Origin of the sequence: Variovorax sp. Root473 (genome assembly GCF_001426505.1) — a bacterium.
Lineage (GTDB): Bacteria > Pseudomonadota > Gammaproteobacteria > Burkholderiales > Burkholderiaceae_C > Variovorax.
The window spans coordinates 1,061,235-1,075,826 of the sequence record NZ_LMEV01000017.1 but is presented as its reverse complement, the minus strand read 5'-3'; the positions used below and the strand labels follow the sequence as shown (position 1 = coordinate 1,075,826).

The following is a 14,592-nucleotide window of genomic DNA, read 5'->3' as shown; positions in this document are numbered from 1 at the left end:
CGAGTGTGACCCCGATAGTCATTTTCCCGACCGCGGGCATACGGCAAGACGTGACCTTCTGCACACAAAGTGCGGTCAATTCCGCCAAATTACGCGGGAAAACAACTACTTAATTCTTACACAAAGACACGAATGGCGTGCTTTGTGTACGATTTTTGGCATACGAAATGTTGCAATCGCCCCTTCGGCCGGCCGAAACGGGCGCGCCAACAGCTGCGCCTCGCGGTGTCTGCACCGCGAGGAATGCAAGAAAACGAGAAGAAAAAAGTTCAGGCCGGCGCGCTGAACTGCGGCGCCCGCCGCTCGATGTTGGCCTTCACGGCCTCGACCTGGTTGGGGCTGCCGATCAGCGCCTGCTGCTCGACCGACTCGGCGATCAGCAGCTCGGCGGCGCTGTGCGCGAGCGAGGCGTTCAGCAGCCGCTTGCCGGCGCGGATCGCGTCGGGGCTCTTGCCCGCAATCTCGTGCGCCATCTGCAGCGCCTCGGCCAGCGGGTCGGCGGCCACGCGCGTGGCCAGGCCCAGGCGCACGGCCTCCTCGCCCAAGAAGATGCGGCCGGTGAACGTGAGTTCGCGCACGACGTCGGTGCGCGCCAGTTCGCGCATCAGCACCATGCCCGCCATGTCGGGCACGAGGCCCCACTTGATCTCCATCACCGACAGCTTCGTGTCGGCGGCCACGAGCCGGATGTCGGCGCCCAGCGCCACCTGAAGCCCGCCGCCGAAGGCCACGCCGTGCACCGCCGCAATGACCGGCACCGGCACTTCGCGCCACACCATCGCCACCTGCTGCGCGGCATTCGCAATGCCATGGGTGCGTGCAACGAGATCGGTGCCGCCGGCCGCCGCGCCCAGCACGTCGCTGGCCGCGCCCTGCCCCATGCGCTCGAACGACGCCATGTCGAGCCCCGCGCAGAAGGCTTTGCCGCGGCCCGAGATGACCACCGCGCGCACGTTCCGGTCGTCGCGCAACGCCTCGCCGGCTTCGACCAGCGCGTCGAACATCGCGGGGTCCAGCGCGTTCATCTTGTCGGCGCGCGCCAGCTGCAGTTCCACCACGCCGTCGGCGTGGCGGGTCCATTCGATACGGTCACTCATTGCATGTCTCCTGTCGATGTGCGGGTATCGGCCCAGTATCGCGCGGGCAGGCTGCTGGGCGATGATGCGAGCTGTCGCCGACCCAACACCTCCGTTCCCTCGCCATGTCTCTGGACCGTCGCCACTTTCTTCTGCAATCGGGTGCGACCGCCGCCGTGGTCGCGCTGTTCGGCCAGGGCTGTGCGCGGTCGCAGTTGCCGCCTTCCAGAGGCACGACGACTCCCTCAAGCTTCTTCACCAGCGTGCCCATTTCGCAGCGCGACGCCGTGGTCGTGCCGCCCGAATACGAGTGGCAGATGCTCTACCCGTGGGGCGCGCCCACGGGCATTGCGGGCCGCATGCCGGCCTTCGCGCCCGACGCCGGCAACAGCGCCGATGAGCAGGCCCTGCAGGCGGGCATGCACCACGACGGCATGCACTTCTTCGCGCTCGATGTACGCGGCGAGCGCGGCCTGCTGGTGATGAACCACGAGTACACCGACGAGCAACTGCTGCACACCGACGGCGCGAAGGCCTGGAATGCCGAGAAGGTCCACAAGTCCCTGCATGCGATGGGCGTGTCGATCATCGAGGTCCGCCGCACCCCTGAAGGCTGGCGCCAGGTGCTGCCCTCGCCCTACGCGCGCCGCGTGCACGGCCGCACGCCGATGCGCATCGCCGGCCCCGCTGCGGGCACGCCGCTGATGCGCACCGCCGCCGACCCGACGGGCACCACCGTCTTCGGCACCTTTGCCAACTGCGCGATGGGCGTCACGCCCTGGGGCACCTACCTGACGTGCGAGGAAAACTTCCACGGCTATTTCGGTGGACCCAAAGAGGCCGCGAAGAACGCGACACCCGCACAACGCCGCTACGGCACCGTGCCCGGCGCGCAGTGGGTCGAGTACTGGCGCTTCGACGAACGCTTCGACCTGAGCCGCCATCCGAACGAGCCGCACCGTTTCGGCTGGGTGGTCGAGATCGATCCGTTCGACCCCGAATCCACGCCCGTCAAGCGCACCGCGCTCGGCCGCAAGCGGCAGGAAAGCGCGACCTGCACCGTGGCGAAAGACGGCCGCGTGGTGGTCTACATGGGCGACGACGCGCGCTTCGAATACATCTACAAGTTCGTGAGCCGCGACACCGTGCGCCCTGGCACCGATGCCGCCGCGCGCGCCGCCAACCTGCACCTGCTCGACGAGGGCACGCTGCATGTCGCGCGCTTCGATGCCGACGGGCGCGGACGCTGGCTCGAGCTCGTGCACGGACGCCACGGCATCGACGCCGCGAGCGGCTTCGCCGATCAGGCCGAGGTGCTGATCCACGCGCGGCTGGCAGGTGACATCGTCGGCGGCACGAAGATGGACCGGCCCGAATGGATCGCCGTGCATCCGCACAGCGGCGAGGTGTACGTCACGCTCACCAACAACACGCAGCGCGGCGACCTCGGCAAGCCCGGCGCGGATGCCGCCAATCCGCGCGCGCCCAACTTCTTCGGCGGCATCCTGCGCTGGCGCGAGGACGGCGGCGACGCGGCGAGCACTGCCTTCGCCTGGGACCACTACGCGCTCGCAGGCGACCCCGCGCAGCCCGGCGCCGGCACGCGCTACCCGGGCGAGCACGCCGACGCCTTCGGTTGCCCCGACGGCCTGCACTTCGACAGCGGCGGGCTGCTGTGGATCCAGACCGACATGAGCGGCCAGGCCATCGGCAAGCCGCCCTATGCCGCACTCGGCAACAACCAGATGCTGTGCGCCGATCCGGCCACGGGCCGCATCCAGCGCTTTCTAACCGGGCCCAACGGCAGCGAGATCACCGGCTGCGTCGTCACGCCCGACCGGCGCACGCTGTTCGTCAACATCCAGCACCCGGGCGAATCGCGCGACGACGGCGACGCGACACACAACAGCGCCTGGCCCGATGGCACGGCACCCGGCAGCGCGCGACCGCGCTCGGCCACGCTGGCGATCCGCCGGCGCGACGGCGGTATCGTCGGCACCTGACAGAACACCCGCAGCAACAGCCCCAGGAGGTTGAGGTCATGAGCATCCGCATCGTTCGTCTCGGCACCCCGCGCGCGCCCGGCGAGGGCCTGCGCATCGGCACCGTGCGCCGTCCGCCGCGCGGCGTGCCGAAGACCGAGTTCGCCTCGCAGAACTGGTACGACGTGTGGTATCCCAACCTCGCACCGTCCGCCGAGACCATGAAGCTGGGCCAGGAGGCCCAGGCCACGCAAGCGCCTGCGCAGTGGAACGCCTTCGTGCGCAAGTACAAGGCCGAGATGGCCGAGACCGACGCGAGCCGCAGCCTCGACCTGCTCGCGGCGCTCTCTCACACGGCCGCGCTCGCGGTGGGGTGCTACTGCGAGGACGAATCGCGCTGCCACCGATCGCTGCTGCGCGGCCTGCTGGCCGAGCGCGGCGCGGACATCGCGGACTGAGCGCGGTCGCTCGGACTCAGGCCAGCGGCGCGCCGACGAACACCGGCAACTGCTCGGCCTGCGCCGTGTAGGCGGCGAGCCGCGCAAAGTCCGACGGGCGCACCGCGTCGGGCAGGATGAACTGCGTGAAGGTCCACGCCACCGCCGCCGAAATACCGCCCTGCGTGATCGTGCGTTCGTCGGGCGTCGCCAGTGGCGCGGCGGCCCACTCGCGCTCCAGTTCGGCATAGGCCGTGTTCAGCTGGCCCTGCACGCGATCGACCCACGGCTGGTGCCGCTTCTCCTGCGGGCGCAGGTTGCGCTCGTAGACGATCTGCACCGTCTTCTCGCAGGCCGCGAGCGCGAGCCCCGTGAGGCGCAGGTCGCGCAACCGCCCCGCCGGATCGGCTGGAAACAGGCTGCGGCCAGCGACCGCCTGCGCATGGTCGATGATGAGCGTCGAATCCATCAGCACCGTGCCGTCGTCGCACACCAGCGTCGGGGCCTTCACCACCGGGTTGATCGCGCGGAACTGCTCAAAGGTACTGAAGACCGAGATCGAGTGGTGCTTGAAATCAAGGCCGAGCAGCCTCAACGAGAGGGCGGCGCGTCGGACGAAAGGCGAGTCGAGCATGCCGACGAGTTGCATGGGTTCTCCTGACAAAAGAACGCCACGATACCGCGGCCTTCAGCGCTGTGCCTTGTCCTTCTGGTTCTGCGCCTCGATGCGTTCGCGCGCGGCCAGCCAGTCGGCGTCGCTCCACTCGCGCAGCTCGTAGAAGTTGCCGCCGGTGGCCAGCGCATTGCCGCCGTCCATCATGATGCTCTGGCCCGTGAGCCAGTCGCACTGGCCCTGCGCCATCAGGAACGACGCAAGGTTCTGCAGCTCGCTCATGCGGCCCACGCGTGCCATCGGGTTGGTCTTGATGCTGCGCGCGCCGGGTTCTTCGCCGGGGTTCAGGCGCTTGCTCATGCCTTCGGTCGGAATCTCGCCGGGGCCCACCGCGTTCAGGCGGATGCCGTGGCGCGCCCACTCCACCGCGAGTGACTTGGTCATGACCTCGATGCCCGCCTTGCTCATGGCCGAGGGCACGACGTACGGGCTGCCGTTGTCGACCCAGGTGACGATGATGCTCATCACGCTGCGCAAGGCGTCGCCCGGCTTCCATTGGCCCGCCTTGGCCTGCGCCACCCAGCGCTTGCCCACGGCCTGCGTCACGTAGAAGCTGCCGTGGAACACGATGTTGGCGACCGCGTCGAAGGCGCGCGGCGAGAGGTTCTCGGTCGGCGAGACGAAGTTGCCCGCCGCGTTGTTCACGAGCCCCGTGAGCCCGCCGCTGTGGAACAGGCTCTCGACCATCTCGTCGACCTGCTGCGCGATGCGGATGTCGACGCCGAAGGCATCGATGCGCCGATCTGGAAACTGCTGGCGCCAGGCGGCGGCGGTTTCTTCGCAGACCGCCTGGCGCCGGCCGCAGATGGCGACGTCGGCGCCCAGGCCCAGAAAGCGCTCGGCCATGGCGCGGCCGAGGCCGGTGCCGCCGCCGGTGACGAGGATGCGCTGGCCGCGCATCAGGGATGCTTCGAACATGAGGGGTCTCCTTGGCGTTGCGGCAGCGGCAGGGGCGCGTGCTGCCATCGGCCGCATGCTACGACCGCCAGCGTGCCGTGGCTTGCGGAATCTGGCTTCGCCGACGGGTGAAAATGGCCGCGCCCTTCTTTTCCCTGCACCTTCCGACACACGACCATGCCCCGTTCCGCCGATGCTTCCTTCCTGCCGCTCGACGGCGTGCGCGTGCTGAGCCTCGCGCTCAACCTCCCGGGGCCCGCCGCGCTGCTGCGCTGCCGCACGATGGGTGCGACCTGCCTGAAGCTGGAGCCGCCCGGCGGCGATCCGATGGGGCTGTACAACCGACCCGCGTACACCGCGCTGCACGAGGGCGTCGAGGTCCGCACGGTCGACCTGAAGAGCGAAGCCGGCCAGCAGCAGCTGCACGCCGAACTGGCCAGCACCGACGTGCTGCTGACGTCGTTCCGCCCCTCGGCGCTGCAGAAGCTGAAGCTCGACTGGCCCGCGCTGCAGGCGCGGCATCCCGCGCTGTCGCAGGTCGCCATCGTCGGCGCGCCGGGCGAGCGTGCCGAGGAGCCGGGCCACGACCTGACCTACCTCGCCGAAAGCGGCCTTGTCACGGGCACCGAACTGCCGCCCACGCTGTACGCCGACATGGGCGGCGCGCTGCTCGCGAGCGAGGCGGTGCTGAAAGCCATGCTGCAGCAGACCCGCCAGCGCGCCGGCGTGTACCTCGAAGTGGCGCTGAACGCCTCGGCCGACTGGCTCGCCCAGCCCCGCACCTGGGGGCTGACGAAGCCCGACGGCGCGGTGGGCGGCGCGCACGCGGGCTACCGCGTCTATCCCTGCGCGGACGGCCGCGTGGCGGTGGCGGCGCTGGAGCCGCATTTCGCGGCGCGCCTGTGCGACGTGGCCGGCGTGGCGCCGCCGGACATGATGGCGCCGGCCACGCACGCGGCGCTGGCCGCCTGGCTCGCGACGCGCACGCGCGCCGAACTGGAAGCCATGGGCCGCGAACGCGACGTGCCGCTGCTCACACTGGCCGACTGACGGCGCTCAAAGCGCCGGCAGGCGCAGCTCGCTGAGCTTGCGGTCGAGCTTGATGAGCCAGATGCGCGTCGGCCGCTCCAGGTCGGAGCCGCGCGTGATGCGCGCGCTGGTGGCGCTCGCCGGGCAATCGCTGAGCTTGCCCGTGGCATCGACCTTGCAGTCTTCCACGCTGCCGGCCAGGCGGGTGCCATCGGCGCCGAGCAGCACGGTGCCCAGGCCGAAGTCGTTGTCGTTGACCAGCGCCAGGGTCTGGTCGTCGACGACCGTCAGGCCCTCGGCCTTCTCGGCCAGCCAGCCCAGCACGTTGAGGTCGAGCAATTCGGTCTTGCGCATCGTCACCACGGTCGAGTAGTCCACGCCGTTCGACGGTGCCTGCGTGATGCTGCTGATCTCCAGGTTGTGGTCGAACTCCGGGGCGGCGATGTTCGTCGCATTGGCCGGCAGCTCCACCAGCATCAGCTTGTTGAACACCTTGCCGTCGCTCTTGCGCGCGCCCTGCTCGATGACGATGAAGCGGCCATTGCCCAGGCTCACCACGTCGCCGAGCTTGGCGTTGCCGGTGCGGTCCTTGTCGTACTGGCTGCCGTCGATCGGGTAGGCGTAGAGCTTCGAGGTCTCGGTGGCCGGATCGAACGCGAGCCAGCGCGTGAACTTGGCGATGTGGCGCACGTCGGTGTTGGTGCCGCCGGGCGGCTTGGCCTTGATCGACTTGCCGTTGGCATCGCGCGGATCGATCGGGCTCTGCAGGAAGCCGTGCAGCACGCCGCTGGCCGCATCGAGCGTCAGGCCTTCCATGCCGCGGTTGGGGCGGCGCTGGGCCAGCACGGCCGGCAGGTCGGTGGCGCCGGGGCCGGGCGCGTACTTCTTCTCGACCAGGCCGGTGGCGATGTTCAGGCGCGCGATGAAGGGGCCGTACTCGTCGCTGGTCCACAGCACGTTGCGCGCCTTGTCGAGCACCAGCGTCTCGGGGTCGAGGCCGTGGGCGTCGTAGCCGGCCTTGGCCTCGTCGAACTTGTATTGGTCGTTCAGCGGGGTTTCGCCGGTCGAGCCCACGCCCGAGCGCGGCGGCAGGCCGGTGATCCTGGTGTTGGCGTCGCGCTTGAGCGGCACGCTGGTGCTGAGCACCGCACCGGTCTTGCCCACGCGCACGATGCCGAAGCTCGGCGCGAACGACGGCGCCGGGAACACCTTGCTGGTGCTGGTGACGCCGTCCCCGCCGCCGGGCACGGGCGCGGTCGGGCCGTCGCCGTTCGGACCGCGGTCGGTGATGGCGTAGAACTCGAGCGCGCCGTCGTCGGCCTGGCCCTTGAACGCCAGGCCCGAGCCGTAGGCCGGCAGGAAGCCTTGCGGAAAGTCGGCCTTGATGTCCGCGTTGTCGCCCTCGTAGGGCACGTGGAAGCGGGCATCGGCCTGCAGCTGGTAGCGCGTGACGGCGATGCCGATGGCGCCGAGCTGATTCGTCTGCGTCGACGCTTCGGTGACCGGTGCGGCCAGGCGCGAGGCCAGCGTGTCCTCGAAGTGCTCGCGGGCCAGCATGCGGCGGGCCGCATCGACCGTGCGCGTGGCGTACGGGGCGGGCAGCGCGGCCAGCACGGCGTTGAGCGCGGTGTGGAATGCGTCGGCCGAGGCGTTGAAATCGAGCGCGCCGGCCGTCAACGCGGCCTTGAGCGCGGGCGTCAGGCGAATGCCGTTGGCGGGGTCGCGGTCCTCGTCGAAGCTCTGCAGCGCGAGCAAACGGTTGACCACCGCGTCGACTTTCACGTCGCTGCCGCCGGCCAGGGTCAGCGGGGTGATCGCGTCGCCGCATGCGGCGCTGCCCAGGGCCAGTGCGCCAACGCTGAAGGTGACGGTCTCGCCGTCGGTGCAGGTGAATTCGCCCTTGGCGTTGGTGGAGGCCTTGGCACGGCTGCCGGCCACGTAGTCGAGGCCCTCGACGGCGGCGTCGAGGAAGGCGCCGGTCTTCGACTGTGCGGCGGGCGGGTTGGTCGTGCCGCCGCCGCCCACGGGGAACGCCCAGCCGCCCCCGCCGCCGTTGCCGCCGCCGCAGGCGGTCAGCACCGCGCCAGCACCCACGAGTGCCAGCCATCCCATCCTCGATCCTCTTGTCGTCTTGCGCATTGCCTGTTGTCCTTGTGATGCGCTCGCGCAAAGGCGCAAGCCCCGGCGATTAGTGCCGAGGCAGATGACAAGCGCGTGAAACTGCAACCGAAAGGTTGCGCGGCCGGCGCCCTCTTTTCAGCGACCGTCGCGCTGGCGGTCTTCGCGCTTCACCGCGAGGTAGGTGTCGAGGTCGACTTCGTGCAACTGGCGCGGATAGCGCTCGGCCGCCGCAAACCAGTAGCGCTGACGGTGCTCGGCCGGCTCGTTGCTGCCGGTGGCAAGGTACGCGTCGAGCGTGAGGAAATAGCGCATCGCATTGCGCTCCACCAGCCCGCGAAGCCCGCGGATGTACTCAGGCTGGCCATCGGCACTCTTGCCCACCACGGTGAAGCCGACCTTGTGGCTGCCGAAGGTGGCGAGGTAGGCCTGTGTCGCGAGCCGCACCATCGTGTTGTGGTCGTAGCCGTAGCTGAAGTGCAGGAAGGTCTTGCGCTCGTCGAGCGCCACCGCCTCCAGCCGCACGCGGTAATTGCTGGTGCCGAAGGGGCCGGTGTCGGCCGACATCTCGACCTGCAGGTGCTCGGGCGTGATGCTGGCCACGCGGTAGACGAAAGGCAGCTCGAAGGCCTGGTCGACCGGCTTGTCGTAGCGGCGCACCACGAACAACGTCAGCGTCTCCTTGCCCTGCGGCGAGGTGCCGATGCGGCAGCGCCGGTTGTTTATGTGCAGCGTGAGCAGTTCGCACCAGTGGTCCGAGCCCTTGAGCGCCGCGCTGACCTTCGACAGCGGGTGCTCGACCACGGCGTAGACGTCGCCCTCGAGGCCACCGGGCGTTTCGGTGGAATTGAGCTGCACGGGGCGCCCGAAGCGGCTCTGGTCGAGTTTGTCGCTGAGCTTCTGGTGCTCGGCGCGCAGGGCCTGGGGGCCCGCGGGCGCGGAGGCCTCGGGTGCGGCTGCGTGCGCCAGCAGCGACACACCGCAGCACGCGGCCATCGCCAGGATGCGCTTCCACGAAACCGGCACGGGGGGCGAACTGCTCATCATGGGGCTACACGATACCCCGGTTCCGCCGCACCAGCAGCAGCATCGCGCCCGCCAGCAACGCCGCGCCCAACCATTGGCGCGGCGCCATCGGCTGCGCGAGCCACAGCGCCGCGAGCCATGCAGCCACCAAAGGCTCGACCAGCGTGCCGACCACCGCCGCCGTGGGCGGCAGCCGGCGCGCGCCCCAGGCAAAGGCCAGGTACGCCACCGAGGTGGTCGCCACGCCGGTGTAGATGGCGCCCGTCCATTGCGCCGCGCCTTCGGGCCAGGTGATGCCGTTCGCGACGGCGACGCCAAGCATGCACAGCGCCGCGGCGCTCATGCCCCAGGCGGACGCGGTGACGGCCGGCACCCGCGCCGGCATGCGCGCGTTGCCCAGCACCACCAGCGCGTAGCAGACGGCCGAACCGAAGGACCACGCCAGCCCCGCGCCGTAGCCCGCCGGCAAGGCGCCCCATCCGCCGGCCGGCATCACCAGCAGCAGCACGCCCGCCAGCGCGAACACGAGACCGCCCAGCAGGCGCGCACCGAAGGGCTCGTAGCCGCGCAGCACCGACACGCACGCCACGATCAACGGTGCGCAGCAGATCGAGATCACCGTCGGCAACGCAGCGCCCAGGTGCGCGATGCCGGCAAACCAGCAGCTCACGTTCAGCGCCATCGCGGCGCCGGTGCCGGCGACGTGGCCCTGCTCGCGCCGCGTCAGGTGGCGCCAGCCGGCATCGGCAGCCGGCGAACGCCGCGTCACCTGCCAGTGCAGCCACCACAGCAGCGGCATGCCGAGCGCGAAGCGCGCGAGCGACAGGCTGTGCGGCGCGATGCCGCCATCGATCAGGAATTGCGCCATCAGCGCGCCGCCGCCCCAGAGCACGCCGGCCAGCAGCACGCCGCCCCAGGCCAGGGCGGCCGTTGTTCTTGCATTCATGTTGAAACTCTCCGTGAGGCCCACCGCCTCGGCGTCGCGTCGACGCATTGCCGGGAGCGGGCATGACCATCCGGCCGCCGCCCGGCCTGTCTTCGCTCAGCGGAAGAAGGCGGACGGCAGCGACCACTTGCGGGTCTGACGGGCGCGGCGCGAGGCGCGCGCGAGCGTCAGCGGCAGGTCGAGGAAGGGGGAGAGTGATGCAGGTGCATGAGCGGCCGATGATAGGAGCGGCGCCCCGCGCCCACAAGAGAGAATCGCCCGCATGTGCCCTGCCCTCTTTCACCGGATCTCATGAAGCGCCGAGGTCGGCTCGTTCGCTGGGAAGCCGAGCGCGGCTTCGGTTTCATCCGCAGCCCGGAGGTGTCGGCCGACGTGTTCGTGCACCTGCGCGACTTTCGCGACCGACAGCTGAAGCCGCAGGTCGGCATGGCGGTGCGCTTCGAAGAGATCCATGTCGGCGGCAAGGGGCCGCGGGCGGTGGCTGTGGAGGCTGCGGCCTCGGTGGGTGCCGCACCTCGTGCGGCTTCACGTGCACAGCCGCGCCGTCCTCCGGGTCGCAGTACGGCGGGAGCGCCGTGGGGCGCATGGCTGATCGTGATGTACGCCGCCGGCCTGGGCGCCGCCGTCTGGCTCGGTCGCCTGCCGCTGCTCGCGCTGGCGGTCGTCGCAGGGCTGAGCCTGCTCACCTTCGCGGCCTACGCCTTCGACAAGAGTGCGGCGCGGGCCGGGCGCTGGCGCACCCAGGAAAGCACGCTCCATCTGCTCGCACTCGCGGGCGGCTGGCCGGGCGCGTGGTGCGCGCAGCAGCTGCTGCGGCACAAGTCGAGCAAGGCGAGTTTCCTGTGGCGGTTCTACGTCACGGTCGCGCTGCATGGCGCGGCGCTGGGAACGTGGGTGTTCTGGCTGTCGAAGCACGCGGCCTTCGGCTGACTGCGCCTTCGACCAGGCCTCANCTTGCCGCCGCTGCCGTTGTCGCGCGGCGGCAGGCCGGTGTGCTGCGTGAGGATGCGGCCCTTGGAGGGCTTCACCGGCGCCAGCCTGACCGGCGCCGCGGCCTTGGCGGCCACCGGCGCGGAGGTCGAGTTCTTGCGGCGCGCACTCGTGTAGCCGCCATCGGTCAGCGGCTGCCACGTCGGGATCAGGTGGTGCTTGCCGTTGCCGATGAGGTCGGCGCGGCCCATGCTCTTGAGCGCCTCGCGCAGCAGCGGCCAGTTGTTGGCATCGTGGTAGCGCAGGAAGGCCTTGTGCAGGCGGCGGCGCTTGTCGCCGCGCACGATGTCCACCGTCTCGCTCTCGCGCGTGATCTTGCGCAGCGGGTTCTTGTTCGTGTGGTACATCGTCGTCGCCGTGGCCATCGGGCTCGGGTAGAACGTTTGCACCTGGTCGGCGCGGAAGCCGTTCTTCTTGAGCCAGATCGCGAGGTTCATCATGTCCTCGTCGCTGGTGCCCGGATGCGCGGCGATGAAGTACGGGATGAGGTACTGCTTCTTGCCCGCCTCGGCCGAGTACTTCTCGAACATCTGCTTGAACTTGTCGTAGCTGCCGATGCCGGGCTTCATCATCTTCGTGAGCGGGCCCTGCTCCGTGTGCTCGGGCGCGATCTTCAGGTAGCCGCCCACGTGGTGCTGCACGAGTTCCTTCACGTACTCGGGCGACTGCACGGCCAGGTCGTAGCGCAGGCCGGAACCGATCAGGATCTTCTTGATGCCCTTGAGCGCGCGCGCGCGGCGGTAGATCTTGATGAGCGGATCGTGGTTGGTACCCAGGTTCGGGCAGATGCCCGGGTACACGCAGCTGGGCTTGCGGCACGCCGCCTCGATCGCGGGGCTCTTGCAGCCCAGGCGGTACATGTTGGCCGTGGGGCCGCCCAGGTCGGAGATGGTGCCGGTGAAGCCGCTGACCGAATCGCGGATGGCCTCGACCTCCTTGATGATCGATTCTTCCGAGCGGCTCTGGATGATGCGGCCCTCGTGCTCGGTGATCGAGCAGAAGGTGCAGCCGCCGAAGCAGCCGCGCATGATGTTCACGCTGAAGCGGATCATTTCCCACGCGGGGATCTTGGTCGCGCCGTCGTGGCTGCCGTTCTCGTCGGCGTAGCGCGGGTGCGGGCTGCGCGCGTAGGGCAGGTCGAACACGTGGTCCATCTCGGCCGTGGTGAGCGGAATGGGCGGCGGGTTGATCCACACGTCGCGCGCCGTGGCGCCCTCGCCGTGCGCCTGCACGAGCGCGCGGGCGTTGCCGGGGTTGGTCTCAAGATGCAGCACGCGGTTGGCGTGGGCATAGAGCACCGGGTCGCTGCGCACCTGCTCGTACGACGGCAGGCGGATCACCGAACGGTCGCGCGGCGGAACGGCAATCTTGCCGCGGCCTTGCAGCGCGGGGTTGGGCACGAAGTTCAGCGGCTTGATGGCGGGGTTGACGACCGAACCGGCGGCAGAGCCCGCCGCTTCGGCGGCCTTGGCGACGGCCTCGGCCTCATCTTCCTTCGCGCAGGTGGCGCCGTTGGCCTTGGCCTGGTCGGACACCATCAGGTACGGGTTGACGTGCGCCTCGACGCGGCCCGGCTCGTCGACGCTGGTGGAGTTGATCTCGAACCAGGCCTCGGGCGTTTCGCGCCGCACGTAGGCGGTGCCGCGCACGTCGGTGATCTGCTGCACCGGCTCCTTGGCGGCCAGGCGGTGCGCGATCTCGACGATGGCGCGCTCGGCGTTGCCGTACAACAGCAGGTCGCACTTGGCGTCAACGACGATGGAGCGGCGCACCTTGTCCGACCAGTAGTCGTAGTGCGCGATGCGGCGCAGCGAGCCTTCGATGCCGCCCAGGATGATCGGCACGTCGTTCCAGGCTTCCTTGCAGCGCTGCGAATACACGATGGCCGCGCGGTCGGGGCGCGAGCCGCCGACGTCGCCGGGCGTGTAGGCGTCGTCGCTGCGGATCTTCCGGTCCGCCGTGTAGCGGTTGATCATCGAATCCATGTTGCCGGCCGTGACGCCGAAGAACAGGTTCGGCTTGCCCAGCACCTTGAAGGGCTCGGCGCTTTGCCAGTCGGGCTGCGCGATGATGCCCACGCGAAAGCCCTGCGCCTCGAGCATGCGGCCGATCACCGACATGCCGAAGCTGGGGTGGTCGACGTAGGCATCGCCCGTGACCACGATGATGTCGCAGCTGTCCCAGCCGAGCGCGTCCATCTCCTTGCGCGAGGTCGGCAGGAACTTGGCCGTGCCGAAACGGGCCGCCCAGTACTTGCGGTAGCTGGTCAGCGGCTTGGCGGCACGCGCGAAAAAGGAGACGTCGACGGGGGCGTTCATCGGTGGGAGTTAACAGCGCTTCGGTGGGCGCCGTGAAGGGCAACCCTTGATTTTAGGGTTTTCCATCATCCCTGTCGCCTCCGGCAGGCAGTGCCCCGCGATCGGCAAGGTCGGCATCTGATTGCCAAAGTCAATCAATCGAATGACAATGGCAACCATGAACGTTTCTGCCAGCCCCGTCGATCCGCTTGCCGTCAAGGCCATCCGCCAGTTCAACCGCTTCTACACGCGCCGCATCGGCGCCCTCGACCCCTACCTCGGCAGCGAGATGTCGCTGACCGATGTGCGCGTGCTCTACGAGCTGGCGCACCGCGAAACCCCGGTCGCCAGCGAGATCGGGCGCGACCTGGGCTTCGACGCCGGCTACCTCAGCCGCATCCTGCGTCGCTTCGAAACCCAGGGCTGGCTCACGCGCGAGCCGCACGCCCGCGACGCGCGCCAGAGCGTGCTGCGCCTCACGGAAGCCGGCCACGCGGCGTTTGCGCCGTTGCAACAGAAATCGCGCGACGAAGCCGCCGCCCTGCTCGCCGCGCTGCCGCCGGCGCAGCAAAACCAGCTGGTGCAGGCCATGGGCACCGTGCAGTCGCTGCTCGACCCGGCCACGCCACCGGCCCGGCCCCAGGCCGCCGTGCTGCGCGTCCCGGCGCCCGGCGACATCGGCTGGGTGGTGCAGCAGCACGGCGAGCTGTATGCGCGCGAATACGGCTGGGACCACCGCTTCGAGGCGCTCGTGGCGGGCATCGCGGGCGAGTTCCTGCTCAAGTTCCAGCCCGAGTGGGAGCGCTGCTGGATCGCCGAACTCAACGGCGAGCGCGTCGGCGCGATCTTCGTGGTGCGCAAGTCGGCCACGGTGGCGCAGTTGCGCATGCTGCTCCTCACACCCGCCGCGCGCGGGCTGGGCCTGGGCGGACGCCTCGTGGACGAGTGCATCGCTTTCGCGCGCCGCAAGGGCTACAAGAAGATGACGCTGTGGACCAACAGCTGCCTCACCGCAGCGCGCAGCATCTACGCCAAGCGCGGCTTCCAGCTCACGCATTCGGAGCCGCACGAAGGCTACGGCCAGCCGTTGGTCGGTGAGACCTGGGAATTGAAGCTGTAGC

The 14,592-nt window shown here is 69.6% G+C and carries 12 protein-coding genes; 5 read left to right on the top strand and 7 right to left on the bottom strand.

The annotated features are described in order from the left end of the window. Positions 1–269 precede the first annotated feature (269 nt). The gene (locus ASD34_RS18355) at positions 270–1,097 is read right to left on the bottom strand and encodes a crotonase/enoyl-CoA hydratase family protein (protein WP_056580132.1); all 828 of its coding nucleotides are present in this window, start codon (positions 1,095–1,097) and stop codon (positions 270–272) included. A gap of 104 nt (positions 1,098–1,201) precedes the next feature. Between ASD34_RS18355 and ASD34_RS18350 the strand changes: the two genes are divergently transcribed. Together ASD34_RS18350 and ASD34_RS18345 are read left to right on the top strand one after the other, a co-directional pair. Further along, positions 1,202–3,079, top strand: a complete 1,878-nt coding sequence (locus ASD34_RS18350) for a PhoX family protein (protein ID WP_056580131.1) — start codon at positions 1,202–1,204, stop codon at positions 3,077–3,079. A gap of 38 nt (positions 3,080–3,117) precedes the next feature. Beyond that, a complete protein-coding gene (locus ASD34_RS18345; RefSeq protein ID WP_056580130.1) occupies positions 3,118–3,516 on the top strand; it encodes a DUF488 domain-containing protein in 399 nt (132 codons plus the stop codon). Positions 3,517–3,532: 16 nt separating this feature from the next. Here the strand turns inward: ASD34_RS18345 and ASD34_RS18340 are convergent, their stop codons facing one another. Continuing rightward, on the bottom strand, positions 3,533–4,144 hold the full coding sequence (locus ASD34_RS18340; protein WP_056580129.1) for a glutathione S-transferase: 612 nt from the start codon (positions 4,142–4,144) through the stop codon (positions 3,533–3,535). 39 nt (positions 4,145–4,183) lie between these two features. After that, positions 4,184–5,086, bottom strand: a complete 903-nt coding sequence (locus ASD34_RS18335; protein ID WP_056580128.1) for an SDR family oxidoreductase — start codon at positions 5,084–5,086, stop codon at positions 4,184–4,186. Between the two features lie 156 nt (positions 5,087–5,242). Between ASD34_RS18335 and ASD34_RS18330 the strand changes: the two genes are divergently transcribed. Continuing rightward, complete coding sequence (locus ASD34_RS18330) at positions 5,243–6,115, top strand: CoA transferase (protein ID WP_056580127.1); 873 nt, start codon at positions 5,243–5,245, stop codon at positions 6,113–6,115. A gap of 6 nt (positions 6,116–6,121) precedes the next feature. On the opposite strand, the gene ASD34_RS18325 is transcribed toward ASD34_RS18330, so the two are convergent. From ASD34_RS18325 to ASD34_RS18315, 3 genes are all read right to left on the bottom strand, one after another. Then, positions 6,122–8,206 carry an esterase-like activity of phytase family protein gene (locus tag ASD34_RS18325; RefSeq protein WP_056580126.1) on the bottom strand — a complete coding sequence of 695 codons (2,085 nt, stop codon included), beginning with the start codon at positions 8,204–8,206 and terminating at the stop codon, positions 6,122–6,124. 144 nt (positions 8,207–8,350) lie between these two features. Continuing rightward, on the bottom strand, positions 8,351–9,256 hold the full coding sequence (locus ASD34_RS18320; protein ID WP_056582514.1) for a hypothetical protein: 906 nt from the start codon (positions 9,254–9,256) through the stop codon (positions 8,351–8,353). A gap of 7 nt (positions 9,257–9,263) precedes the next feature. Beyond that, on the bottom strand, positions 9,264–10,184 hold the full coding sequence (locus ASD34_RS18315) for a DMT family transporter (RefSeq protein ID WP_056582512.1): 921 nt from the start codon (positions 10,182–10,184) through the stop codon (positions 9,264–9,266). A gap of 291 nt (positions 10,185–10,475) precedes the next feature. On the opposite strand from ASD34_RS18315, the gene ASD34_RS18310 reads away from it, so the two are divergent. Next, complete coding sequence (locus tag ASD34_RS18310) at positions 10,476–11,114, top strand: DUF1294 domain-containing protein (RefSeq protein ID WP_056580125.1); 639 nt, start codon at positions 10,476–10,478, stop codon at positions 11,112–11,114. A 23-nt stretch (positions 11,115–11,137) separates the two neighbouring features. Here the strand turns inward: ASD34_RS18310 and ASD34_RS18305 are convergent. Next, positions 11,138–13,492 (bottom strand): YgiQ family radical SAM protein (locus ASD34_RS18305; protein ID WP_235510113.1); only part of this gene is annotated, 2,355 nt, incomplete at its 3' end. 142 nt (positions 13,493–13,634) lie between these two features. Between ASD34_RS18305 and ASD34_RS18300 the strand changes: the two genes are divergently transcribed. After that, the gene (locus tag ASD34_RS18300; protein ID WP_056580124.1) at positions 13,635–14,591 is read left to right on the top strand and encodes a bifunctional helix-turn-helix transcriptional regulator/GNAT family N-acetyltransferase; all 957 of its coding nucleotides are present in this window, start codon (positions 13,635–13,637) and stop codon (positions 14,589–14,591) included. Position 14,592: the final 1 nt, after the last annotated feature.

Excerpts from the sequence above, each read along its gene's own strand:
- ASD34_RS18335 (WP_056580128.1), bottom strand. The coding sequence starts at position 5,086 with ATGTTCGAAGCATCCCTGATGCGCGGCCAGCGCATCCTCGTCACCGGC.
- ASD34_RS18300 (WP_056580124.1), top strand. The coding sequence starts at position 13,635 with ATGACAATGGCAACCATGAACGTTTCTGCCAGCCCCGTCGATCCGCTT.
- ASD34_RS18320 (WP_056582514.1), bottom strand. The coding sequence starts at position 9,256 with ATGAGCAGTTCGCCCCCCGTGCCGGTTTCGTGGAAGCGCATCCTGGCG.
- ASD34_RS18340 (WP_056580129.1), bottom strand. The coding sequence starts at position 4,144 with ATGCAACTCGTCGGCATGCTCGACTCGCCTTTCGTCCGACGCGCCGCC.
- ASD34_RS18330 (WP_056580127.1), top strand. The coding sequence starts at position 5,243 with ATGCCCCGTTCCGCCGATGCTTCCTTCCTGCCGCTCGACGGCGTGCGC.
- ASD34_RS18355 (WP_056580132.1), bottom strand. The coding sequence starts at position 1,097 with ATGAGTGACCGTATCGAATGGACCCGCCACGCCGACGGCGTGGTGGAA.
- ASD34_RS18315 (WP_056582512.1), bottom strand. The coding sequence starts at position 10,184 with ATGAATGCAAGAACAACGGCCGCCCTGGCCTGGGGCGGCGTGCTGCTG.
- ASD34_RS18350 (WP_056580131.1), top strand. The coding sequence starts at position 1,202 with ATGTCTCTGGACCGTCGCCACTTTCTTCTGCAATCGGGTGCGACCGCC.
- ASD34_RS18325 (WP_056580126.1), bottom strand. The coding sequence starts at position 8,206 with ATGGGATGGCTGGCACTCGTGGGTGCTGGCGCGGTGCTGACCGCCTGC.
- ASD34_RS18310 (WP_056580125.1), top strand. The coding sequence starts at position 10,476 with ATGAAGCGCCGAGGTCGGCTCGTTCGCTGGGAAGCCGAGCGCGGCTTC.
- ASD34_RS18345 (WP_056580130.1), top strand. The coding sequence starts at position 3,118 with ATGAGCATCCGCATCGTTCGTCTCGGCACCCCGCGCGCGCCCGGCGAG.